Here is a 22577-nt window from a genome sequence, read left to right on the forward strand (position 1 = left end):
TCCCTCCAGGGTTTTGATATGCTTGCGCCCCGAACTAAGGGAAAGAGTGATTATGCAGGCCTGGTATTTACTGTATTGCAAACGCGGGCAACTTCAGCGCGCGCAGGAACATCTTGAACGTCAGTCTGTAAATTGTCTGACACCCGTGATCACGCTTGAAAAAATGCAGCGCGGGAAGCGCACAACCGTCAGTGAGCCTTTATTCCCGAACTATCTGTTCGTGGAGTTCGACCCTGAGGTGATCCACACCACTACCATCAGCGCAACGCGCGGCGTCAGCCACTTCGTTCGTTTTGGTGCCCACCCGGCAACCGTTCCGTCGACCGTCATTCATCAGCTTTCTGTTTATCAACAGCCTGAAGGGATCACCGACCCGGAAACCCCTTACGCGGGCGATAGCGTCGTCATTACCGAAGGCGCATTCGAAGGCCTGCAGGCGATTTTCGCCGAGCCGGACGGTGAAGCGCGCTCCATGCTGTTGCTCAATCTGCTGAACAAGCAGGTGCTGCAGAGCGTGAAAAACACCGACTTCCGCAAAGTTTAAACGTTTATCCCGAACAGGCGACGCACGTTGTCATCCGTCTGCGCGGAAAGCCAGTGCGGATCCTCTCCGCGCCAGTGCGCTACGCGCTCAACAATGTGCCCCAGCAAGGCGGGCTCGTTTCGTCGCGATGCCGGTTTGGGCTTCATATCTCGCGGCAGCAGGTATGGCGCATCGGTTTCAAGAAGCGAACGGTCTGCCGGGATTATCGGCAGCAGCTCGCGAAGCTCAAGCCCGCGGCGCTCATCACACACCCAACCGGTGATCCCCAGATACAAACCGCGGTTCAGGCAATCCAGCGCTTCCTGGCGAGACCCGGTGAAGCAGTGGAGCACTGCGCCGGGCAGTTTATCCAGCCACGGGTCCAGCAGTGCGAGAAAACGTTCATGCGCGTCGCGACAGTGCATAAAGACGGGCATTTCAAGCTCTGCCGCCAGCGCAAGCTGGGCAGTGAACGCCTTTTCCTGTTCTTCAGGCGTGGAGAAGTTGCGGTTAAAATCGAGCCCGCACTCGCCAATAGCCACCACCTCTGCCTTTTTTGCCAGCGTGCGCAGGGTTTCTGCGCTCTCCGCCGTCCACTGGCTGCTGTCATGAGGGTGGACGCCGGCGGTTGACCAGCAGTGTTGATAGCGTTGCGCCAGCAGCAGCGCCTGCTCGCTCTCATGCAGGTTGGTCCCGGTCAGGAGCAGCCCTTTTACGCCAGCCTCAAAAGCACGCGCAACCACCTCGTCACGATCTTTCGCAAACTGCGAGCTGGTCAGGTTGAGTCCGATATCAAACATGCGATTCCCCATAGAACAACCGCCCTGACGGGCGGCTGGTTTTACTCTTCAGTGGTCTTTTCGGACGCATCGTCTTCATCGTCCGACCGGCGTCCTTTTCCCACGTAGAAACGCGAGAAGAATACGCCAACCTCAAACAGGCAGTACATCGGTATTGCCAGCAGCGTTTGTGAGAAGACGTCCGGCGGCGTCAGCAGCATGCCGACTACGAAGGCGCCCACCAGAATATAGGGACGCTTCTTACGCAGGTCATCAGGGGTGGTTACCCCAACCCAGCAGAGCAGCACAATGGCCACCGGCACTTCAAACGCCACACCGAACGCCATAAACAGCGCCATCACAAAGCTGAGGTAGCTGGCGATATCCGTCGATACCTGAACCCCTTCCGGCGCGGTATGCGTCAGGAAGCCAAAGGCTAGCGGGAAGACAACGAAGTAGGCAAACGCCATGCCGATATAGAACAGCAGCGAACTGGAGACCAGCAGCGGGATCACCAGTTTACGTTCGTGCCTGTACAGTGCTGGCGCCACAAATGCCCATACCTGATAAAGGATGACGGGTGCAGACGCAATCAACGACACCCAGAAGGTGAGCTTAATCGGGGTGAAAAACGGTGATGCAACGTCTGTTGCAATCATCGTTGCCCCCAGTGGCATCTGCTTGATCAGCGGCGCAGAAACCACCTGATAAATATCGTTGGCGAAATAGACCAGGCACAGGAATATGAGGAATACCGCAATAATGCAGTTTAACAGGCGCTTACGCAGCTCAATAAGGTGCGTAATAAGCGGTTGAGTATCATCTACTGCCATAGTTACGCTTTATCACTCGACGAGGGGGATGATTCGGAAACGGGCGCGGCGGGTTTCGCTTCAGCCGCTTTTACCACCGGCTCTTCCGGCTGCGCCTGTTTTTTCAGTTCAGTTTCCTGCGGCGTTTGTTCAGGCGCTGCGGCCTGGTGCTCCGCACTCGCTGGCGTCACGCCCTCACGCTGCGCTTCGCTGTCCTTCACCACCGGGTTATGAATAGTGTTCGCTTCATCGCTCGCTTTTTCAGGATCGTTAACGCTGTAAGAGCGCTTCATGGATTCAGCCGCTTCGCGCAGCTCATCCATTGAGGCTTTCAGTTCCGGCGTCAGGTTATCCATGCTCGCCTTCTCAACCTTTTTCAGGCTTTCCTGAAACTCCTGCAGCTTAAGTTCCTGCGCCAGCTCGTTCTGAACGGTCGAAGCCAGCGATCTTAGCGCTCGAACCCAGCCCACGACGGTTTTCACCGCTACCGGCAGACGCTGCGGCCCCAGCACGATCAGACCAATCACAAAGACCAGCAGCAGCTCACTAAAACCAATGTCGAACACGACTTACACCTGCTCTTTATCGTGGCGTTTAGCGTCTTCCTTTTTGGCATCTTCCTGCTTATCGGAGATGGATTTAGCAGTAAAGTCAGCGTCCTGGCTGGTTTTATCCTGCTTGCTCTCATCATCGCTCATTGCTTTCTTGAAGCCTTTGATAGACGCGCCCAGATCGGAACCAATAGAACCGAGCTTTTTGGTGCCAAACAGCAGCACAACGATGACGGCAATAATGACTAATTGCCAGATACTGATACCACCCATACATATTCCTCAGGGATAGATGATTAATTGGTCAGGTCGCATTATACGTATGCGACCTGTCGATGGCGATGCAAACTCAGCGCGTTTTTCTCCATCCTGCAAGCCAGACAACAACCCCGCCAGCCATCAGCCAGGCGGGCATCATCTGCCAGTCAGGACGGTTGATCAGCAGCAACGTACCGCTCAGCAGCAGCGTTGCGCCAATGCCAAAGAGGTAGCGTGACTGTCCCTGGCGCACACGGCTGGACTGAAGCTCGCGGGCGATTTTATCCATGCTGTGCTGAAGATTCTTGCTCTGACGCAAACTGTCGTAAACCAGTTCAGGAATTTCAGGCATTTTTTCGATCCAGAACGGTCCTTTCTCTTTCAGCGAACGCACCAGCGCTGGAAGGCCAACCTGATCCTTAATCCAGGATTCCAGGAAAGGTTTAGCCGTCTTCCACAAGTCTAACTGAGGATAGAGTTGTCGACCTACACCCTCAACGTAAAGTAATGTTTTCTGAAGTAAAACTAACTGTGGCTGAACTTCCATATTAAAGCGGCGGGCCGTATTGAACAGGTTTAACAGCACGTGTCCAAAAGAGATCTCTGCCAGCGGTTTTTCAAAAATCGGTTCGCAAACGGTACGGATAGCAAACTCGAACTCTTCGACGTTGGTGTCTGGCGGAACCCAGCCGGAATCCACATGCAGCTCGGCCACCTTACGGTAGTCGCGGTTGAAGAAGGCGATGAAGTTCTCAGCCAGATAACGTTTATCTTCTTTATTCAGCGAGCCCACAATTCCGCAGTCGATACCGATGTATTTCGGATCCTCAGGATGCTCATAGCTCACGAAGATATTGCCCGGATGCATGTCCGCATGGAAAAAACTGTCGCGGAATACCTGGGTAAAGAAGACCTGCACGCCACGTTCGGCCAGCAGCTTCATGTTCGTTCCCTGCTTCTCCAGGGCCACCACATCCGAAACCGGAATACCGTAGATGCGCTCCATGACCATCATGTTCTGGCTGCAATAGTCTGAATAGACTTCAGGCACGTAGAGCATCGGGCTGTTTTCAAAATTGCGGCGCAGCTGAATGGCGTTTGCCGATTCACGCAGCAGATTAAGCTCATCAATCAGCGTTTTTTCATATTCCCGCACCACTTCCATCGGGCGCAGTCGACGGCCGTCCGGCAGCAGACGCGGAACCCAGCGCGCCAGACGATAAATTAGCTTCATGTCGGCTTTGATGATCGGCAGGATATCCGGGCGGATCACCTTGATCACCACCTCTTTGCCGTTCTCTTTCAGACGCGCAGTGTGCACCTGAGCGATAGAAGCCGACGCCAGCGGTTCTATTTCGAAATCGTCAAACCAGGTTTCAACGGGAAGGTTACCCATCGCCTCCTCGATCTGTTTCTTCGCTCTCACCCCGTCAAACGGGGCGACACGGTCCTGCAGCATCGCCAGTTCATCGGCAATGTGCGGCGGGAAGAGATCGCGGCGGGTTGAGAGCATCTGTCCGAACTTAATCCATACCGGGCCGAGCTCCTGCAGTGCCAGACGCAGGCGTTCACCCAGCGGCTGACCTTTATGTCGATTTGGCATCCAGAACAGCGTCCGCCGCCAGATCCTGAGCGGCAGCGTGATACGCATTTTGGGGATGAGCTCGTCGAGCCCGTAACTCAAAAAGGTGTGGATGATAAAATAGAGGCGCCGAATTTCACCAGGCGTCATTTGCCCTCCAGTTTTTCCAGCCGTTTGCTTAGGGCATCAACCGCACGTTCAACCGCGGCCGTCTCTTCTGCGAACCACGCAACTTCCAGCGGCCCGGGCGCCATGCGCCACTCTTCGGTCAGCACTTCCGCGGCATAACGCTGTTGGCGTTGCAGATTTTTGCGCAGGAACGCCGTGCCGCCATGAATAACTTTCCCGATCCCTTCAGCGGCGATGTCGCCAATAAAAGGCGCCAGCAGCTCTGCCGGGTCAAACTCAGCCAGATCGCTGAGCGCAACGAAGTTCTGCACGACCTGGATGTCGCCTTCCACTTCCAGCTCACCGCTGCGGATAAGCGCCGTTAATTGCTGGCGATCGCGCAGTTTTGGCAGCACGCTCATATGGGTAATGACCGAGCAATCAGCTTCACCTTCCCACTCACCCAGAACGTCAAGCTGACGTTCGCTGAAAACCAGCACGAGCGGCGTCGAGAACTCTTTTAACACAATGCGCAGTACCTTCCCGTTTAGCCGCTGACGTGCGGCTTTCAGCGCCGGAGCGCGATACAGGAAGGCATTCAGCACATTCTCGATGCCTGCGGTGACTAAGGGTTTAAAGGGCACGGGACACCTCCACTCAGAATTTGTAACCGCGATGCAGCGCGACGACACCCGCCGTCATGTTGAAGTACTCAACGTTCTCAAATTCCGCATCCTGCATCATGGCTTTTAAGGTGTCCTGATCCGGATGCATGCGAATTGATTCCGCAAGATAGCGATAGCTTTCCGCGTCGTTTGCCACCAGTTCGCCAATACGCGGCAGCACGTGGAAGGAATAGGCGTCGTAGGCTTTGCTCAGCGGGTCGATAATCGGTTTAGAGAACTCGAGCACCAGCAGGCGTCCACCCGGCTTCAGCACGCGGTACATGGAACGCAGTGCTTTTTCTTTATCGGTGACGTTACGCAGACCGAAGGAAATCGTGATGCAGTCAAAAGTATTGTCCGGGAACGGCAGCGCTTCGGCGTTGGCCTGCACGTATTCCACATTACCCACCACGCCGATGTTACGCAGTTTTTCGCGTCCCATTTTAAGCATGGAGTCATTAATATCAGCCAGTACAACGCGACCGGTTTCGCCCACCAGACGCGAGAATTTCGCCGTCAGATCGCCCGTACCGCCAGCCAGATCGAGAACCGTTTGTCCACGACGCACACCGCTGCAGTCGATGGTGAAGCGCTTCCACAAGCGATGAATGCCGAACGACATCAAGTCATTCATCACATCGTACTTCGCCGCCACGGAATGAAATACGTGGGCCACCATGTCAGCTTTCTGCGCTTTGGCTACAGTCTGAAAGCCAAAGTGCGTCGTGTCTTGTGAATCGTCAACCATCTCAGAGCCTGCTAATCAGTCAAATGTTCGTGAAGTGTAACAGATTGGGCGCAATTGCCCTACGATTCAACCACCGCGAAAGAAACGCGCTGGCTGCTCGTCTGGCGATAAATCCGCCGCTAAATCGTTGTCCTGGTTGGGGGTATTTTGTTCATCCCCGCCCTCACGCAGTCGGAACTCTTCGTCCTGGGCTGTCGCCTGTTCGACCAATTCCGGATTAATCTCGCGTTTAACCTCCACTCCCAGGCTGCGGAATGCTTCAGCCTGCGCAAGCAGGTTGCCACGCCCGGAGGAGAGCTTTTTCATCGCCTGGCGGTAGTTATCCTGCGCACGATCCAGGCTTTGCCCGACGGAGGACATATCGTCCACGAAGAGGCGCATTTTGTCGTACAGCTTGCTGGCGCGGTCGGCAATCTGCTGCGCGTTACGGCTCTGGTGCTCATAGCGCCACAGGTTCGCAATGGTGCGTAAGGCCACCAGCAGCGTGGTGGGGCTGACCAGCATAATGTTATTTTTCAGCGCTTCGGTGATCAGCTCGGGCTGTCTGTCGAGCGCCAGCAAAAACGCGGGTTCGACCGGGATAAACATCAGCACGTAGTCCAGCGAGCGCAGCCCCGGCAGCTGCTGATAATCTTTTCTGCCCAGCAGGCGAATATGGTTACGCACGGAGGCAATGTGCTCCTGCAGCGCCGATTCGCGCGTATAGTCATCTTCAGCGTTGAAGTAGCGCTCATAGGCCACCAGCGTCATTTTGGCGTCAATGACCACATCTTTGCCCTGCGGCAGACGCACAATCACATCCGGCTGCATTCGCGAGCGGGCATCGTTTTCGATACTCACCTGCGTTTCGTATTCATACCCTTCCCGCAGGCCAGAGGCCTCCAGCACGCGGGTGAGCACCACTTCCCCCCAGTTACCCTGGGTTTTGTTATCGCCTTTCAGCGCCCGCGTCAGGTTGACCGCCTCCTGCGCCATCTGGGCATTCAGCTGTTGAAGATTGCGGATCTCATGCGCCAGCGTGTGGCGTTCGCGGGCTTCCTGACCAAAGCTGTCCTGTACCTGACGGCGAAAGCCGTCCAGCTGTTCGCGCAGCGGCGTCAGCAGGCTGTTCAGGCTCTGGCGATTTTGCTCATCAACGCGGCGGTTGCTGTGCTCGAAAATGCGGTTGGCGAGGTTCTCGAACTGCTCGCTGAGGCGCTGCTCGCTGTTGATCATCTGGCGGATTTTGTCTTCGGCATGCAGCTGGGTGGATTCAAGGCGGGTAGTCACTTCGCGGAGATCGGCCTCCAGCGAGGTGTTGATGTCGCGCAGATTACGCAGTTCGTTATTGAGCAGTTCACACTCGTCGCGCCAGTGGTCGGTCAGCGCAAGCTGTTGTTTTGCGGCGCTTAAATCGGCGACGATCTCTTCGCGTTCAGCCAGTTGCTCGGCCTTCTGCTGTGCATGCTGATAGCTGGATATCAGCCAGCCTATCGCCACGCCAGCCAGCGCAATTACCGCATAAATCAGGATTGAGATATCCACAACGCCCCCTGCATCAACGTATTACCCGCACAAAATAAGATTGTGCTGTATAAACGTCCAGTTTGAAAGGGTTTTCCTGCGAGGCGCTACGCAAAAAATAAAGGCCGAACGCGTCGGCCTTTTATCTCAGAGAGGAGGACTAGATCAGGCGGCGAGCCGCTTCAACCACGATTTTCACCGCGTGACTTTCTGTCTGCTTCATGGTTTCGGCGTTCGGGATCTCCTGCTGGGTGCGGTTGACGATAACGCCCGCCACCATACCGGCACGCAGACCCTGGCTTGCGCACATGGTCAGCAGCGTTGCGGATTCCATCTCGTAGTTCATCACGCCCATGGACTGCCACTCTTCCATTGAGCCTTTGAAGCGGCTCACTACGCGGCCTGAGAAGGTGTCGTAACGCTCCTGGCCCGGATAGAAGGTATCAGAAGAGGCAGTTACGCCCACGTGAGTGGTTGCGCCCACGGATTTCGCCGCTTCAACCAGCGCGGTGGTGCACTCGAAGTCAGCCACTGCCGGGAATTCCATCGGTGCAAAGTGCAGGCTTGCGCCGTCCAGACGCACGGATGCGGTCGTCACCAGCACGTCGCCGACGTTAATGTGCGGCTGAATCGCGCCGGTGGTGCCGATACGCAGGAAAGTACGAATGCCCAGCTGCGCCAGCTCTTCCACGGCGATAGAGGTAGACGGGCCACCGATACCGGTAGAGCACACAATCACCGCTTTGCCATCCAGCTCTGCGCGCCAGGTGGTGAATTCACGATGGGCAGCCAGCTTGACCGGCTTATCCATCAGCGCGGCGATCTTTTCCACACGCTCTGGGTCGCCAGGGACGATAGCGAGCGTAGCCCCTTGTAAATCGTTTTTAGTGAGGCCGAGATGAAAAACATCAGACTTAGACATAGGTGACTCCTCTGTGGGTCGGTTAGTCAGAAGAAGTAAAACGGTACTTTACAGAAGCGGTAAGCATAATTTCGTGACGCATCTCACCATGAATGAAAATGATTGCATTGAATTTCCATCAAAAAGTGATTCACATCACATTAACAAGTTATATCGTCGGGTGCTGCACAAAAGATAGACCGTTTAAGGCACTGTGAGTTGTTAACCTGGTGTCTATATTTACCTTTGCGCTAACTCATTGGTACGGAGAATGCCATGACTGAAAAAACCGGATTTGCACCTGCTGCGGCTCCGCATGCTTCAACCATCGTCTCAACCTCAGAAGAGGCCATTACTGCAGGCGAGACCTCCATCCCCTCTCAGGGGGAAAATATGCCTGCATATCACGCGCGGCCAAAGTCAGCAGACGGCCCGCTGCCCATCGTGATTGTGGTTCAGGAGATTTTCGGCGTTCACGAACATATTCGCGACCTCTGCCGCCGCCTGGCGCTGGAGGGTTATCTGGCCGTTGCGCCAGAGCTCTACTTCCGTCAGGGCGATCCGAATGACTACAGTGATATCCCGACGCTGTTCAGCAACCTGGTCAGCAAAGTGCCGGACGCACAGGTGCTGGCAGACCTAGACCACGTCGCCAGCTGGGCGGCGCGCAACGGCGGCGACCCGCACCGCTTAATGGTCACCGGTTTCTGCTGGGGTGGACGCATTAGCTGGCTGTATGCCGCGCATAACCCGCAGCTGAAAGCCGCCGTTGCCTGGTACGGCAAACTGGTGGGCGAAAAGACGCTTAACTCACCGAAGCATCCGGTTGATATCGCTACCGATCTCAATGCGCCGGTGTTAGGGCTGTATGGCGGCCAGGATACCGGCATTCCGCTTGATACCGTCGAGACGATGCGCCACGCGCTGCGGGCGGCGAACGCGAAGGCCGAAATCGTGGTGTATCCCGATGCCGGACACGCGTTTAATGCCGATTATCGTCCGAGCTATCACGCGGAATCCGCGAAAGATGGCTGGCAGAGAATGCTGTCATGGTTTAGCCAGTACGGTGGGAAGAAAGCATAAAAAAAGCCCGGTGGCGGCTGCGCCTTACCGGGCCTGCGCGTCATCAAGCCTGACGTAAGTTCTGCGCCGCCTTCACCATGTTGGCGAGCGCCGCACGCGTCTCCGGCCAGCCGCGGGTTTTCAGGCCGCAGTCCGGGTTTACCCACAGGCGTTCTGCCGGGATACGCTGGGCAGCTTTCCTCAGCAGCACTTCAATCCACTCCACGCTCGGCACGTTCGGGGAGTGAATGTCATATACGCCCGGCCCAATTTCGTTCGGGTAGTCGAACTCTTCAAACGACTCCAGCAGCTCCATGTCTGAACGCGAGGTCTCGATGGTGATCACGTCTGCATCCAGCGCGGCAATAGAATCCATGATGTCGTTAAATTCGCAGTAACACATATGGGTGTGGATCTGGGTGTCGTCCTTCGCCACTGCGGCGTTGATGCGGAATGCTTCCACGCCCCACTGCAGGTAAGCATCCCAGTCGCTGCGGCGCAGCGGCAAACCTTCGCGCAGCGCCGGTTCGTCAATCTGGATGATGCCAATCCCCGCCGCCTCCAGATCCGCCACTTCATCACGCAGCGCCAGGGCGATCTGTTTGGCGATGGTTTCACGGGTCACGTCTTCGCGCGGGAACGACCAGCAGAGAATGGTCACCGGGCCGGTCAGCATGCCTTTTACCGGCTTGTCGGTCAGGGACTGGGCGTACTTCGCCCACTCCACCGTGATCGGTTCCGGGCGGCTGACGTCGCCAATGACCACCGGCGGCTTCACGCAGCGGGAGCCGTAGCTCTGCACCCAGCCGTTCTGGGTAAAGACGAAGCCGTCCAGGTGTTCACCGAAGTATTCCACCATGTCGTTACGCTCGGCTTCGCCGTGTACCAGCACGTCCAGCCCGAGGCGTTCCTGCTCGATAATCGCCTGCTTGATGTGTTCCGCAATGCCGGTGCGGTAATGATTCGCGTCCAGATTGCCCTTTTTGAAGTCCAGACGCAGGCCGCGGATCTCGGTAGTTTGCGGGAATGAACCGATGGTCGTGGTCGGCCACGCGGGAAGATTGAAGCGGGCGCGCTGGGCTTCGGCACGTACCTCGTACGGGCTCTGACGCTGGCTGTCCCGGGCGGTTATGGCCGCCAGACGTTTTTCCACCGCCGGGTTGTGCACGCGAGCCGAGTGACGACGCGCCTGAATCGGTGCGCTCCAGTCGGTAATCGCCGCCGTATCGCCGCTGTTGAGCGCGTCGCGCAGCAGTGCCAGCTCTTCACATTTTTGCAGGGCGAAGGCAAACCAGCTCTTCACTTCAGGGTCGAGACGGGTCTCCACGCTCAGATCGATCGGACTGTGCAGCAGCGAGCAGGATGAAGCCACCCACAGCTCGCGTTTACCGACGATGTCTTTAATTTGGGCGTATTTCTCGCTCAGATCGGCGCGCCAGACGTTACGGCCGTTGACCAGACCGGCGGAGAGCAACCACTCCTCAGGCAGGCGCTCGTGCAGCTCTGCGACATCGTCCTTACCGTGAACCAGGTCAACGTGCAGGCCCTGAACCGGCAGCGCGGTGATAGTGTCGAGGTTCGGCGTCACGCCCTCGAAATAGGTGGTCAGCAGCAGCTTCACCTGTCCGGTGAGCGCGTCATACGCCGGTTTGAAGGCATCGAGCCACTCCTGCGGCAGCTCCAGCACCAGCGCGGGTTCGTCGATTTGCACCCACTGAATGCCGCGCTTGCCCAGCTCAATCAGCACCAGCTTATAGACCGGCAGAATATCGTTCAGCAGGCTGAGGCGGTCAAATTGTTCGCCCTTCACTTTACCCAGCCACAGGTAGGTTACCGGCCCCAGCAATACGGGCTTCACCTGGTGGCCCAGCGCCAGCGCTTCATCCACTTCGTCCAGAAGCTGCGTCCAGGTCAGCGTAAACTGCTGACCTTTGACGAACTCCGGCACCATATAGTGATAGTTGGTGTTAAACCACTTGGTCATTTCCGCCGCTGCCGCTGGCTCACCCGTTGGCGCGCGGCCACGGCCGATGCGGAACAGGGTGTCGATATCCACCGATCCATCTTTGTTCTGATGACGAGCCGGCACGTTGCCCAGCAGCAGGCTGGTCGTCAGAACATGGTCGTACCAGGCGAAATCGCCCACCGGCAGCAGGTCAATACCCGCCTGTTTTTGCTGATCCCAGTGACGGGCGCGCAGCTCCCGCCCCACCGCCAGGAGTTCTTCACGGGTGGCGTTGCCCGCCCAGTAGCTTTCTTGCGTTTTTTTCAGCTCGCGACGCAGGCCAACGCGAGGAAAACCGAGAGTGTGAGTGCGGATTGTCATGGTATGCCCCTTGTGAAATTTGTTATTTAGACGTCCAGATGTTTACACATCTATAATTGGCAGGTACTGTATATTCCTCAAGCGCAAAATGTTCATGGCGGAGTGAAGGACTTTCATGATCGAGATTAAACACCTGAAAACGCTACAAGCGTTGCGGAACTGCGGTTCGCTCGCGGCGGCGGCGGCCACGCTGCACCAGACCCAGTCCGCCCTTTCTCACCAGTTCAGCGATCTGGAACAACGCCTCGGATTTCGTCTTTTTGTGCGTAAGAGCCAGCCTTTGCGCTTTACGCCGCAGGGTGAAATTCTTCTTCAACTGGCGAATCAGGTACTGCCGCAGATCGCCAGTGCGCTGCAGGCGTGTAACGAGCCGCAGCAGACCAAACTGCGGATCGCCATTGAGTGCCACAGCTGTATTCAGTGGCTGACCCCCGCGCTTGAGAACTTTCGCCAGAAGTGGCCGCAGGTGGAGATGGACTTTAAATCCGGCGTGACGTTCGACCCGCAGCCCTCGCTCCAGCAGGGCGAGCTGGATCTGGTGATGACGTCCGACATCCTGCCGCGCAGCGGCCTGCACTATTCGCCGATGTTCGATTTTGAGGTGCGTCTGGTGCTGGCGCCGGACCATCCGCTGGCGGCCAAAACGCGCATTACGCCGGAAGATCTGGCGACAGAAACGCTGCTGATTTACCCGGTTCAGCGCAGCCGCCTGGATATCTGGCGTCATTTCCTGCAGCCGGCAGGCATCAGCCCGCAGCTGAAAAGCGTGGATAACACCCTGCTGCTGATCCAAATGGTGGCGGCCAGCATGGGTATCGCGGCGCTGCCGCACTGGGTGGTGGAGAGCTTTGAACGCCAGGGTCTGGTGGTCACCAAAACCCTGGGGGAAGGACTGTGGAGCCGATTGTACGCCGCCGTGCGCGATGGCGAGCAGCGTCAGCCGGTTACGGAGGCGTTTATTCGCTCAGCGCGGAACCACGCGTGCGACCATCTTCCGTTTGTGCGGAGCGCGGAGCGACCCAGCGGCGATGGACCCACAGTGAAGCCAGGATCACCGCCCCCCCAATAAGGAAGCTCGGCCAGTGCGGCTGTTCCTGCCAGATGGCAAGGTTCACCAGCAGCCCCGCCGGGACGTGCACGTTGTTCATGATCCCCAGCGTACCGGCGTCTACCTGCGTAGCGCCGTAGTTCCACATAAAGTACCCCAGCCCCGACGCCACCACGCCCAGCCAGACCAGAACGCTCCACTGCACGGTGGTGGTCGGCAGCTTTTGCGGGTTGCCGAGCATAAACCACGCCGCCACCGCGACGATCGCCGCGCCCATATAGAACCACGCAAACGCGTTGTGCTGCGGCATCGGGCGAGTTTCCATCAGGCGTTTGTAGCCCACCATACCAATGGCAAAGCTGATGTTGGCAAGCTGGACGAACATCAGCCCTGTCCAGAAGTGATCGCTAACTTTATCGTAGCGAATGATCGCCGCGCCAATAACCGCCAGCGCGGCGCTTAGCAGATATCCCCAGCGCAGACGGCGCCTGCTGAGCAGATCGTAAATCAGCGTGATATAGAGCGGCGTCAGCACGGTAAAGAGCAGGAATTCGGAGACGGACAGGTAGACGTAAGCCCGGAAGCTGAACAGATACATGATGCCAAGCTGCATCGCCCCCACCAGCATGTACAGCAGAATGGTTTTCAGCGATTGCCCGCGCGTGCGCAGGAACGGCAGAAATACCAGCGCCGCCAGCCCCACGCGCATCAGCACCGAGAAGTAACTGTCGACCGAACCGGCAAGGTATTCGCCAATCAGGCTAAAGGAGAAGGCCCACAGGATAGTGGTGATAATGAGTAGCGCCACAATGCTTGTCTCTCAGAAAGAAGGACAGGCATTGTAGCGAACTCTTTAGTTGACAACTGAACAATAAACAACCGAATGAAGATTATTCAAGGAACAGTTTGCGCAGGTATTTCGGTACCGCGTTGTCTGCGTTGGTGCCGATGACTTCCAGCTCCGGATGCAGATCCTTCAGACGCTGGTGCGCGTTTTCCATGATGCAGCCTTTGCCCGCCATAGAGAGCATCTCGGCGTCGTTCATGCCGTCGCCAAAGGCGATACAGTCTTTAAGCGCGAAGCCCAGACGTTTCGCAACCGCTTCGAGCGCGTGACCTTTAGAAACGCCGCCCGCCATCACTTCCAGACAGGTCAGGGTAGAGAAGCTCACGTTGACGCGATCGCCCCAGCGGGCGTTGATCGCCTGCTCAAGCGGCAGCAGCTCTTCGTGGCTGTCGCAGGTGAAGAACACCTTGCTGATCCCCTCTGGATCCAGCAGGCCCGGCTCATACAGGGAGTAGTTGAATACCGCTTCCTTGAAGAAACGCATTTCATCCGGGCGGTGGCGGTTCATGAACCATTCGTCGTCGCGGTATACGTTGGTGACGATAGCCGGATTGTTATGCACCACGCCGAAGAGATCGGCAGCAATATCGCGATCCAGGTTATGGGTGAAGATCAGGTTGCCGTCGGTATCATGCACGCGCGCACCGTTGGAGGTGATCATGTACGACTTGATCTCCAGATTATCGCGGATCTGCCCCACGTCCACGTGGTGGCGGCCGGTAGCGAACACAAAGTTCACGCCACGGGCGGTCAGAAGCTTTAAGGTCTCTTTCGCATAAGGCGACAGGGTGTGGTCGGGGGAAAGCAGCGTGCCATCTAAATCAGATGCAACAACCTGGTACATAGGAAAATTTAACCTCAATAGAAAATCAGTTATGCCGGTCGAAAAACTCGACGATGGCGTTAAGCGCGACTGAGCGCATAGCGTCCTTTTCAAAAAGGATCTCATGGTACGCGCCGTTGATGACCAGCGGTTTACCCCCTTCACAAGGGTGACCGGCGGCAGCGCGCAGTTCACAATAGCGGTCATGCATGCGGTTATCCACCACACGCTCTTCTTCCGCCTGAATCAGAAGCGTCGGCGTGTCATCATCACCTACGCCTGCCAACACCTGCTCACCGGCCAGAATACCCTCACGCACCCAGTGCCAGGTCGGGCCGCCGACGCGCAAGCGCGGTTCATCGGCATAAAAGCGCAGGTTGCGGCGATAGCGCTGCCGACTGTGGGTTAAGACGTTGATGGCGAACGGCAATGCGCGCCAGCGTCCGGTTCCGATGGCATAGCCTTCACGAATGCGCTGATGGCCCTCAGCCCAGTCGAGAAGATGGCGCACCATCCAGTCGGGAAAACGAATGACAATACCGTACATCGGCGCGGTGAGCGCAATGGCGTCGCACTGGTGCTCATACCGCTGCAAAAACAGCGTCGAAATGGCGCCGCCCATGGAGTGCGCAAGGATGTACCGCTTGCGCCAGGGGCCGGGCTGAACTTCCTGCTGCCAGAACGCGGCAAAATCGTCGACATAATCGCTGAAGTGATCCACATGCCCGCGGTGCGTATCCGGTAGCATGCGCCCGGACAGCCCCTGTCCACGGTGGTCGATGATCAGCACGTCAAACCCCATGTTGACCAAGTCGTAGGCCAGTTCGGCATATTTAACGTAACTTTCGATACGCCCGGGGCAGACCACGATCACCCGGTCATTTTTTTCATTGCGGAAGCGAACGAAGCGCACCGGGATGCCACCGACGCCCGTAAACTCGTCTTCCTCACGCTGCCGCCAGAAATCGGTCAGCGGCCCCATTGAGAAAGCAGCAAACGCGTTTTCTCGTGTTTCCCAGTCCTTTTTCTGCTGAAACATTGGGTTTCCACTCACGTAATCCAGGGAATATCGTTTTTTTTCGTCACTGGTCACAAAATGACTCAACAATAGCGTATTGTGGCATAAAAATAGACGGTTCGGGAGCTTCAAATGACCTTCGAGTGGTGGTTCGCCTACCTGCTGACATCAATCATCCTTAGCCTTTCGCCCGGCTCTGGCGCCATTAACACTATGACCACCTCCATCAACCACGGCTATCGCGGTGCGGCGGCGTCCATTGCCGGTTTACAGACCGGGCTCGGCATTCATATTGTGCTGGTGGGGATTGGTCTGGGGACGCTGTTCTCTCGTTCGGTGCTGGCGTTTGAAGTGCTGAAGTGGGCCGGTGCGGCGTATCTGATTTGGCTCGGTATCCAGCAGTGGCGCGCGGCAGGCTCGATTGACCTGAATACGTTCTCCAGGACGCAAACGCGCGGCCATCTGTTTAAGCGCGCGGTGTTCGTGAACCTGACGAACCCGAAAAGCATCGTGTTCCTCGCCGCCCTGTTCCCACAGTTTATCGTGCCACATCAGCCCCAGGTGATGCAGTATGTGGTGCTGGGCGCGACAACCATCATCGTCGATATCATCGTCATGATTGGTTACGCGACGCTGGCGCAGCGGATTGCGGCGTGGATTAAAGGGCCTAAGCAGATGAAGGCCCTGAACAAAGTCTTTGGTTCGCTGTTTATGCTGGTTGGCGCGCTGCTTGCGTCAGCGCGTCATGCTTAGCGAGAAATGATGAGATGAATGCCGAAGCCGGCGAACAGCGCGCCGGCGAAGCCGTCGATCCACTTCGCGATGCGCTGGTAGCCGCGACGCATTGCCGGTAAGGCGAACAGGCTGGCAACAATAGTGAACCAGGCGAACGTCTCAACAACGATCAGCAGGAAGATCCCCCAGCGCGCGCCTGCGCCGACGCTGTCACCCACAAACAGCGAGAACACGGAGCCGAAATAGATAATCGCTTTCGGGTTTGCCAGGTTAGTCAGGAGCCCTTTTACAAAGCTGCGGCCGCCCGTTGCCAGCTCTACCTTTGGCTCTTCCGGTTTTTTCTCTTCTTTCTTCAGCGCCCCGCGCAGCATCTGGTAGCCCATCCAGCACAGGTACAGCCCGCCGCCAACCATAATGATGTTATGCAGCCACGCCATCTTCGCCAGGATCAGGTTCAGACCGAGCAGCGCGACCGCCGCCCAGACCATAACGCCCATGGTAATACCGAGCACGCCCATCATCGCTTCTTTGCGGGAGCGGCTGACGGCAGTTTGCGACACGAAGAAAAAGTCTGGTCCAGGGCTCATCAGCGCAACGATGTGCACTAACGCCACGGTGAGAAATAGCATTAACATAATTAGCTCGCGGGGAAATAATTCAGTGAGTCATCATCCTGGCACTTTTTCGCCCGTCTGACTACTCCTCATCATCACCATCGGCGTGAGAGCGGATAAGCGCCATAAACTCTTTACCAAAGCGCTCCAGCTTGCGCGTGCCGACGCCGTTGACGCTGAGCATCTCGCTGGCGCTGAGCGGCATCTGTTCCGCCATCTCAATCAGCGTCGCGTCGTTGAACACCACGTATGGCGGGATGTTCTCTTCGTCAGCGATAGCTTTACGCAGCTTGCGAAGCTTGGCAAACAGCTTGCGGTCATAGTTACCGCCGTAGGATTTCTGCATCACGCGCGGCTTGAGGGCAACCACGCGCGGCACGGCGAGCTTGAGCTCAACATCACCGCGCAGCACCGGACGCGCTGCTTCGGTCAGCTGTAGCGCGGAGTGTTGAGCAATGTTCTGCGTGGCAAAGCCGAGGTGGATCAGCTGACGAATAATGCTGACCCAGTGCTCGTGGCTCTGATCTTTACCGATGCCGTAAACCGGCAGCTTGTCGTGGCCCATGTCGCGGATACGCTGGTTATTGGCACCGCGCAGTACTTCCACCACGTAGCCCATCCCGAAGCGTTGATTCACGCGGTAAATGGTCGAGAGCGCTTTGCGCGCGTCCATCAGCCCATCGTACTGCTTTGGCGGATCGAGGCAGATATCGCAGTTGCCGCACGGCTCCTGTCGCCCTTCACCAAAGTAGTTGAGCAGCACCAGACGGCGGCAGGTTTGCGCTTCAGCGAAGGCACCCATCGCGTTGAGCTTGTGGCGCTCGATGTCCTGGAGTTGTCCCTGCGGCTTCTCTTCCAGACAACGACGCAGCCACGCCATATCGGCCGGATCGTAAAACAGCATCGCTTCCGCAGGCAGGCCGTCACGCCCGGCGCGGCCGGTCTCCTGATAGTAGGATTCGATATTGCGCGGAATGTCGAAATGCACCACAAAGCGCACGTTCGGCTTGTTGATGCCCATCCCGAACGCCACCGTCGCGACCACGATTTGCAGGTCGTCGCGCTGGAATTTCTCCTGCACGTCGGCGCGGATGTGGTTCTCCAGCCCGGCGTGATATGCGGCGGCGCTAAAGCCGCGATTTTGCAGACGCGCGGCGGTGTCTTCCACCTTCGCGCGGCTGTTGCAGTAGATGATACCGGACTTGCCGCGCTGCTCCTGAACGTAGCGCAGGAGCTGGTCCAGCGGCTTGAATTTTTCCATCAGCATGTAGCGGATGTTCGGGCGGTCGAAGCTGCTGACCTGAATATACGGGTCGTTCAGCCCCAGCAGGCGAACGATATCCAGGCGCGTGGTGTCATCCGCCGTGGCGGTAAGCGCCATAAACGGCAGTTCAGGGAAGCGCTGACGCAGCTGGCCGAGGGCGGCATATTCCGGACGGAAATCGTGTCCCCACTGGGAGATACAGTGCGCTTCATCCACCGCCAGCAGAACCGGATTCCAGTGCGCCAGGTGATCGAGGAAGTTGTCCAGCATCAGGCGTTCCGGCGCGATATACAGCAGGCGGATCTGCCCGGTGCGGCACCCGGCCATCACCTCTTGCTGCTGCTCGCGGGTTTGCGTCGAGTTCAGGCAGGCCGCCGACACGCCGTTGGCGAGCAGCTGGTCGACCTGGTCTTTCATCAGGGAAATGAGCGGGGATACCACGACCGTCAGGCCGTTCAGCACCAGCGCGGGCACCTGATAACAGAGGGATTTACCGCCGCCGGTCGGCATCACCACCAGGCAATCGCGGCCTTCCAGCACGGTTTCAATGATGGTTTCCTGGCCCGGGCGGAACTGCTGGTAGCCAAAGGTTTCATGCAAAACCTGTTTAGCCAGCGACTCCTGATTCAATACTTCCGCCTGCGCCACGTTAACCCCATTTGCGAAAAATAAAACAGGCGCTATTTTCAGCGCCTGAGAGAGAAACTTCAACGTTTAACGCAAAAACATTCGAGCAGCTTAGAGAATATCGTTCAGCATTACGCCCACGCCAACGCGAGTCTGATTGAAGTTGTAGTCGATCAGCGACTCGCCGTAGCCGCTATACACCTGGGTATAGAGACGCACGTGCTTCGTCACCGGGTAGCTCAGACCGAGCTCCGCACCGCCGTAGCCGGTGTTCCAGTTGTACTGCCCCTTCGCGCTCAGCACGGCTTCACCTAACTGGTAGCCAACTTTGAGCTGGTAGTAGCCCATATATTTGGTGATATCCGGGTTGTCATCGGTGCTACCGACCACATACCACGGCTTCACTTCCACCATCCAGTTACCGTTCTGCGCCATCAGGCGCGTATAGGCGCGGTTCCAGCTACGGGAGGTTGGATCGGAACGTCCGTTAGAATCATGGTTAAAGCCCACTTCGACGTCGCGCAGCGTCCAGCCAGCAAATTCATAGTCCGTTGCGAAGCCGAGGAAAAGCTGCGGCTCATAGTTGGTTTCACGGAACGGTGAAGATTCGCCGCTGTTGGAGAGCTGCCACCAGGATTTCTGCGTATAAGAGGCACCGAGCACCGAGTTTGGCCCCAGAATACCGCGCCAGAACGGGAACGCGAGGCTAAGCTGGAACTTCACCTCATCCTTACGCGCATTATCAGACCAGTTATAGGAGCTTATCGCTTCTTTGTTGAGATCGCTGGTTTGGGTATAAATCACGTAGTTCGTGTCATACGGGTAGAGCGTGAACGGATTGTCATGCTCCTGCAGCATATTGGCGATAATGCTGCCCTTAACGGCAGGTTTATCATGGACTTCTTTAATCGTCGCTTCCTGCGCATATGCTGTGAGGGGCAGCGCAACCGCCGCCAGTAACCAGGCCAGATACGTCCGCATCGGTGGTGTTCTCCTGCAAAGAGTAAAATTACCTGAATAGTTATGAGGCGAACATTCTACAGACTTCTGCGATAACTGCTGCATCCTCGTTTCTGAAAGTGGAATTCCTTATTGCTGAAGCATAAAATCAACATTTCATTAACAATAAGGATGTAATGCCTCATGTCAGCCATGCTTACCGCCGAAGAAGTGTTAAAACTCGTGGGCGAGATTTTTGTTTACCACATGCCGTTTAACCGTGCACTGGGTCTTGAGCTGGAGCGTTACGAGAAAGAGTTTGCCCAGCTGAGTTTCAACAACCAGCCGATGATGGTGGGTAACTGGGCGCAAAGTATTCTGCACGGCGGGGTGATTGCCTCCGCGCTGGACGTGGCGGCAGGCCTGGTCTGCGTGGGCAGTACGCTGACGCGCCATGACACCATCAACGAAGATGAACTCCGCCAGCGTCTGGCGCGCATGGGCACCATTGATTTACGCGTCGACTATCTTCGCCCGGGGCGCGGAAACCGCTTTACCTGCACCAGCAGCCTGCTGCGTGCCGGGAACAAAGTTGCCGTTGCCCGCGTTGAGCTGCATAACGAGGAGCAGGTTTATATTGCCAGCGCAACCGCCACTTATATGGTGGGTTGAGGCGGCAAATTCGGGTAAAATTGATTCACTTTTTTGTCACGGATTTTCCCGATGGATGCTAAACAGACGCGGCAGGGCGTTTTACTCGCCCTTGCCGCTTATTTTATTTGGGGTATCGCCCCGGCGTACTTCAAATTTATCGCCTATGTTCCGGCCGACGAGATCCTCACTCACCGCGTCATCTGGTCGTTTTTCTTTATGATCGCGCTGATGAGCATCAGCCGTCAGTGGTCCGGCGTCAAAACGCTGCTGCAAACCCCTAAAAAGGTCTTCCTGCTGGCGCTTTCTGCGGTGCTGATCGGCGGCAACTGGCTGCTGTTTATCTGGGCGGTGAATAACCACCACATGCTCGAAGCGAGCCTGGGGTACTTCATTAACCCGCTGGTGAATATCGTGCTGGGGATGATTTTCCTCGGCGAACGCTTCCGCCGGATGCAGTGGGTGGCGGTGATTCTCGCCTTCTGCGGCGTGCTGGTGCAGCTGTGGACGTTTGGCTCGCTGCCGGTTATCGCCCTCGGTCTGGCGTTCAGCTTTGCTTTTTACGGCCTGGTACGTAAGAAAATTGCGGTGGAAGCGCAAACCGGGATGCTGTTTGAAACCCTGTGGCTGCTGCCGGTGGCGGCGATCTATCTGTTCGGTATCGCCGACAGCGCCACCAGCCATATGGGCAGCAACCCGTGGTCGCTGAACCTGATGCTGATGGCGGCGGGCGTAGTGACCACCATTCCGCTGCTGTGCTTCACCGGTGCGGCAACGCGCCTGCGCCTCTCCACGCTGGGCTTCTTCCAGTACATTGGCCCGACGCTGATGTTCCTGCTGGCGGTGGTGTTTTACGGCGAAGTGCCGGGTGCGGATAAGATGGTGACCTTTGCCTTTATCTGGGTGGCGCTGGCGATTTTCGTCGCCGATGCGATTTATACCCAGCGCAGAACCCGCAGAGGAATGTAGGTGTTTTGTAGGGCGGGTAAGCGCAGCGCCACCCGCCAGATTTTACAGCCAGTTCCGACGCTTAAAGTACAAATACGGCGCCAGCCCGGCGAGGATCATAAAGATAATCGCCCCCGGGTAGCCAAAGCTCCACTTCAGCTCCGGCATAAACTCGAAGTTCATCCCGTAGCTGGACGCCACCAGCGTCGGCGGCAGGAACACCACGGACACTACCGAGAAGATCTTAATGATGCGGTTCTGCTCGATGTTGATAAAGCCCATCGCCGCCTGCATCAGGAAGTTCACCTTCTGGAACAGGGATTCGTTGTGCGGCAGCAGGGATTCGATATCGCGTAAGATCTCACGCGCCTGCTCCAGCTGACCGCCCGGCAGACGCGCCTTGCGCACCAGGAAGTTCAGCGCGCGCTGGGTATCCATCAGACACAAACGCACCTTCCAGCCGATATCTTCCAGCTCTGCCAGCGTCGAAAGCGCTTCGTCGTACTCATCCCCCTGATGGCCTTCCATGATCACGCGGCTCAGCTTTTCCAGATCGCTGTAGATGTTTTCAATTTCATCCGCCAGCTGTTCAATTTTAGTCTCGAACAGATCGAGCAGCAGCTCGTAAGCGTTGCCGTCCACCATCGCCTGGCTGCGGGCACGCATGCGGTAGAGACGGAATGCCGGCAGTTCGCGTTCACGCAGAGTAAACAGACGACCGTCGCGAATGGTAAACGCCACGGTGGAGTTGCCCGCGTGATCTTCCGCATCTTCAAAGAAGAAGAAGGAGTGAATGTGCAGGCCGTCTTCATCTTCAAAGAAACGCGCGGAGGCTTCGATGTCTTCCAGTTCCGGGCGGGTTGCCAGGCTTTGCCCCAGCTCAGATTGTACGCGAAGGCGTTCATCGTCGTCCGGCTCGACCAGATCCACCCATACGGCATCAATGAGGGGCTGTGACTCTTCGGCTTCAAGCCGAGTCAGTCGGTTATTTTCGAGTTGAAATGCGCTCAACATGACCGGGACTCCCAATGCAAAAAATATCGGACAGTTCGGTGGGCACACAGAAACAAATTGGGTTTCAGACCATTAAACAGCCTGACTCAGCGCGACGGGAATAATGCAGTCGCTGACAACCACTAAGGCCATCAGCATGAGGAGATAGCCTTAGGAGTTGTTCCTGGATGACAGGGAATTGAGCCAGTATCTACTGGGTGTGTCCAAGGCGAATGTCCTCTTAGCGTAATC

The 22577-nt window shown here is 56.8% G+C and carries 24 protein-coding genes; 6 read left to right on the top strand and 18 right to left on the bottom strand.

The genetic code is table 11. The features are described 5' to 3' along the window. Positions 1-52 precede the first annotated feature (52 nt). The gene (gene rfaH / locus OKF39_RS22380) at positions 53-544 is read left to right on the top strand and encodes a transcription/translation regulatory transformer protein RfaH (RefSeq protein WP_020882871.1); all 492 of its coding nucleotides are present in this window, start codon (positions 53-55) and stop codon (positions 542-544) included. Here the strand turns inward: rfaH and tatD are convergent. From tatD to udp, 9 genes are all read right to left on the bottom strand, one after another. Continuing rightward, positions 541-1323 (bottom strand): 3'-5' ssDNA/RNA exonuclease TatD, encoded by a 783-nt coding sequence (gene tatD / locus OKF39_RS22385; RefSeq protein WP_479983366.1) that lies wholly within the window; start codon positions 1321-1323, stop codon positions 541-543. The two genes, rfaH and tatD, sit on opposite strands and share 4 nt — an antisense overlap. 41 nt (positions 1324-1364) lie before the next feature. Beyond that, complete coding sequence (tatC, locus tag OKF39_RS22390) at positions 1365-2135, bottom strand: Sec-independent protein translocase subunit TatC (protein WP_028014775.1); 771 nt, start codon at positions 2133-2135, stop codon at positions 1365-1367. A gap of 2 nt (positions 2136-2137) precedes the next feature. Further along, positions 2138-2680, bottom strand: coding sequence for a Sec-independent protein translocase protein TatB (gene tatB, locus OKF39_RS22395; RefSeq protein ID WP_028014776.1), 543 nt, complete (start codon positions 2678-2680; stop codon positions 2138-2140). A 3-nt stretch (positions 2681-2683) separates the two neighbouring features. Then, the gene (tatA, locus tag OKF39_RS22400; protein WP_013099238.1) at positions 2684-2938 is read right to left on the bottom strand and encodes a Sec-independent protein translocase subunit TatA; all 255 of its coding nucleotides are present in this window, start codon (positions 2936-2938) and stop codon (positions 2684-2686) included. 76 nt (positions 2939-3014) lie between these two features. Continuing rightward, positions 3015-4655, bottom strand: coding sequence for a ubiquinone biosynthesis regulatory protein kinase UbiB (gene ubiB, locus OKF39_RS22405; protein WP_028014777.1), 1641 nt, complete (start codon positions 4653-4655; stop codon positions 3015-3017). Further along, positions 4652-5257 carry a ubiquinone biosynthesis protein UbiJ gene (ubiJ, locus tag OKF39_RS22410; protein WP_028014778.1) on the bottom strand — a complete coding sequence of 202 codons (606 nt, stop codon included), beginning with the start codon at positions 5255-5257 and terminating at the stop codon, positions 4652-4654. Before ubiJ ends, ubiB begins: the two co-directional genes overlap by 4 nt. Before the next feature lie 13 nt (positions 5258-5270). Beyond that, on the bottom strand, positions 5271-6026 hold the full coding sequence (ubiE, locus tag OKF39_RS22415) for a bifunctional demethylmenaquinone methyltransferase/2-methoxy-6-polyprenyl-1,4-benzoquinol methylase UbiE (protein ID WP_028014779.1): 756 nt from the start codon (positions 6024-6026) through the stop codon (positions 5271-5273). Positions 6027-6092: 66 nt separating this feature from the next. Further along, positions 6093-7550 (bottom strand): DNA recombination protein RmuC, encoded by a 1458-nt coding sequence (gene rmuC, locus OKF39_RS22420; RefSeq protein WP_126327405.1) that lies wholly within the window; start codon positions 7548-7550, stop codon positions 6093-6095. 139 nt (positions 7551-7689) lie between these two features. Then, complete coding sequence (gene udp / locus OKF39_RS22425; protein ID WP_003860792.1) at positions 7690-8451, bottom strand: uridine phosphorylase; 762 nt, start codon at positions 8449-8451, stop codon at positions 7690-7692. Positions 8452-8706: 255 nt separating this feature from the next. Here udp and OKF39_RS22430 point away from each other — a divergent pair, with 255 nt between their 5' ends. After that, a complete protein-coding gene (locus OKF39_RS22430; protein ID WP_479983367.1) occupies positions 8707-9513 on the top strand; it encodes a dienelactone hydrolase family protein in 807 nt (268 codons plus the stop codon). A gap of 43 nt (positions 9514-9556) precedes the next feature. On the opposite strand, the gene metE is transcribed toward OKF39_RS22430, so the two are convergent. Then, complete coding sequence (gene metE, locus OKF39_RS22435) at positions 9557-11818, bottom strand: 5-methyltetrahydropteroyltriglutamate--homocysteine S-methyltransferase (RefSeq protein ID WP_479983368.1); 2262 nt, start codon at positions 11816-11818, stop codon at positions 9557-9559. A 115-nt stretch (positions 11819-11933) separates the two neighbouring features. Between metE and metR the strand changes: the two genes are divergently transcribed. Beyond that, a complete protein-coding gene (metR, locus tag OKF39_RS22440; RefSeq protein WP_028014783.1) occupies positions 11934-12887 on the top strand; it encodes an HTH-type transcriptional regulator MetR in 954 nt (317 codons plus the stop codon). Here metR and OKF39_RS22445 read toward each other — a convergent pair. The 3 genes from OKF39_RS22445 to pldB form a co-directional block, all read right to left on the bottom strand. After that, positions 12775-13674, bottom strand: coding sequence for a carboxylate/amino acid/amine transporter (locus OKF39_RS22445; RefSeq protein WP_032644934.1), 900 nt, complete (start codon positions 13672-13674; stop codon positions 12775-12777). The genes metR and OKF39_RS22445 overlap by 113 nt on opposite strands. Positions 13675-13756: 82 nt before the next feature. Further along, positions 13757-14557 (bottom strand): sugar/pyridoxal phosphate phosphatase YigL, encoded by an 801-nt coding sequence (gene yigL / locus OKF39_RS22450; protein WP_028014784.1) that lies wholly within the window; start codon positions 14555-14557, stop codon positions 13757-13759. Positions 14558-14582: 25 nt separating this feature from the next. Next, positions 14583-15575: a lysophospholipase L2 gene (gene pldB, locus OKF39_RS22455; RefSeq protein ID WP_041911835.1), complete on the bottom strand. Its 993-nt coding sequence runs from the start codon at positions 15573-15575 to the stop codon at positions 14583-14585. A 111-nt stretch (positions 15576-15686) separates the two neighbouring features. On the opposite strand from pldB, the gene rhtB reads away from it, so the two are divergent. Continuing rightward, positions 15687-16307, top strand: coding sequence for a homoserine/homoserine lactone efflux protein (gene rhtB / locus OKF39_RS22460; protein ID WP_479983369.1), 621 nt, complete (start codon positions 15687-15689; stop codon positions 16305-16307). Here rhtB and rhtC read toward each other — a convergent pair. From rhtC to pldA, 3 genes are all read right to left on the bottom strand, one after another. Then, a complete protein-coding gene (gene rhtC, locus OKF39_RS22465; protein ID WP_010426287.1) occupies positions 16304-16924 on the bottom strand; it encodes a threonine export protein RhtC in 621 nt (206 codons plus the stop codon). The genes rhtB and rhtC overlap by 4 nt on opposite strands. Positions 16925-16985: 61 nt before the next feature. Then, a complete protein-coding gene (recQ, locus tag OKF39_RS22470; RefSeq protein WP_028014787.1) occupies positions 16986-18815 on the bottom strand; it encodes an ATP-dependent DNA helicase RecQ in 1830 nt (609 codons plus the stop codon). A gap of 90 nt (positions 18816-18905) precedes the next feature. Beyond that, entirely contained in the window at positions 18906-19775 is an 870-nt protein-coding gene (gene pldA, locus OKF39_RS22475; protein WP_048959727.1) for a phospholipase A, read from the bottom strand. A gap of 162 nt (positions 19776-19937) precedes the next feature. Here pldA and yigI point away from each other — a divergent pair, with 162 nt between their 5' ends. Then, positions 19938-20405 (top strand): acyl-CoA thioesterase YigI, encoded by a 468-nt coding sequence (gene yigI / locus OKF39_RS22480; protein ID WP_028014789.1) that lies wholly within the window; start codon positions 19938-19940, stop codon positions 20403-20405. A gap of 51 nt (positions 20406-20456) precedes the next feature. Beyond that, complete coding sequence (rarD, locus tag OKF39_RS22485) at positions 20457-21353, top strand: EamA family transporter RarD (protein ID WP_048959726.1); 897 nt, start codon at positions 20457-20459, stop codon at positions 21351-21353. A 42-nt stretch (positions 21354-21395) separates the two neighbouring features. On the opposite strand, the gene corA is transcribed toward rarD, so the two are convergent. Next, positions 21396-22346, bottom strand: a complete 951-nt coding sequence (corA, locus tag OKF39_RS22490) for a magnesium/cobalt transporter CorA (protein ID WP_008501540.1) — start codon at positions 22344-22346, stop codon at positions 21396-21398. 150 nt (positions 22347-22496) lie between these two features. After that, positions 22497-22553, bottom strand: coding sequence for a YsgD/CorL family protein (gene ysgD / locus OKF39_RS22495; RefSeq protein WP_212743980.1), 57 nt, complete (start codon positions 22551-22553; stop codon positions 22497-22499). Positions 22554-22577: the final 24 nt, after the last annotated feature.

The sequence above is a fragment of the Enterobacter cloacae complex sp. HYC042_NIDB genome, from assembly GCF_056673315.1.

What these genes read in the sequence shown, in the direction of transcription:
- metE (WP_479983368.1), bottom strand. Translation starts at nt 11,818, where the DNA reads ATGACAATCCGCACTCACACTCTCGGTTTTCCTCGCGTTGGCCTGCGT.
- pldB (WP_041911835.1), bottom strand. Translation starts at nt 15,575, where the DNA reads ATGTTTCAGCAGAAAAAGGACTGGGAAACACGAGAAAACGCGTTTGCT.
- pldA (WP_048959727.1), bottom strand. Translation starts at nt 19,775, where the DNA reads ATGCGGACGTATCTGGCCTGGTTACTGGCGGCGGTTGCGCTGCCCCTC.
- rhtC (WP_010426287.1), bottom strand. Translation starts at nt 16,924, where the DNA reads ATGTTAATGCTATTTCTCACCGTGGCGTTAGTGCACATCGTTGCGCTG.
- yigI (WP_028014789.1), top strand. Translation starts at nt 19,938, where the DNA reads ATGTCAGCCATGCTTACCGCCGAAGAAGTGTTAAAACTCGTGGGCGAG.
- tatA (WP_013099238.1), bottom strand. Translation starts at nt 2,938, where the DNA reads ATGGGTGGTATCAGTATCTGGCAATTAGTCATTATTGCCGTCATCGTT.
- rfaH (WP_020882871.1), top strand. Translation starts at nt 53, where the DNA reads ATGCAGGCCTGGTATTTACTGTATTGCAAACGCGGGCAACTTCAGCGC.
- udp (WP_003860792.1), bottom strand. Translation starts at nt 8,451, where the DNA reads ATGTCTAAGTCTGATGTTTTTCATCTCGGCCTCACTAAAAACGATTTA.
- tatC (WP_028014775.1), bottom strand. Translation starts at nt 2,135, where the DNA reads ATGGCAGTAGATGATACTCAACCGCTTATTACGCACCTTATTGAGCTG.
- yigL (WP_028014784.1), bottom strand. Translation starts at nt 14,557, where the DNA reads ATGTACCAGGTTGTTGCATCTGATTTAGATGGCACGCTGCTTTCCCCC.
- corA (WP_008501540.1), bottom strand. Translation starts at nt 22,346, where the DNA reads ATGTTGAGCGCATTTCAACTCGAAAATAACCGACTGACTCGGCTTGAA.
- ubiE (WP_028014779.1), bottom strand. Translation starts at nt 6,026, where the DNA reads ATGGTTGACGATTCACAAGACACGACGCACTTTGGCTTTCAGACTGTA.
- metR (WP_028014783.1), top strand. Translation starts at nt 11,934, where the DNA reads ATGATCGAGATTAAACACCTGAAAACGCTACAAGCGTTGCGGAACTGC.
- OKF39_RS22430 (WP_479983367.1), top strand. Translation starts at nt 8,707, where the DNA reads ATGACTGAAAAAACCGGATTTGCACCTGCTGCGGCTCCGCATGCTTCA.
- rhtB (WP_479983369.1), top strand. Translation starts at nt 15,687, where the DNA reads ATGACCTTCGAGTGGTGGTTCGCCTACCTGCTGACATCAATCATCCTT.
- rarD (WP_048959726.1), top strand. Translation starts at nt 20,457, where the DNA reads ATGGATGCTAAACAGACGCGGCAGGGCGTTTTACTCGCCCTTGCCGCT.
- ubiB (WP_028014777.1), bottom strand. Translation starts at nt 4,655, where the DNA reads ATGACGCCTGGTGAAATTCGGCGCCTCTATTTTATCATCCACACCTTT.
- tatD (WP_479983366.1), bottom strand. Translation starts at nt 1,323, where the DNA reads ATGTTTGATATCGGACTCAACCTGACCAGCTCGCAGTTTGCGAAAGAT.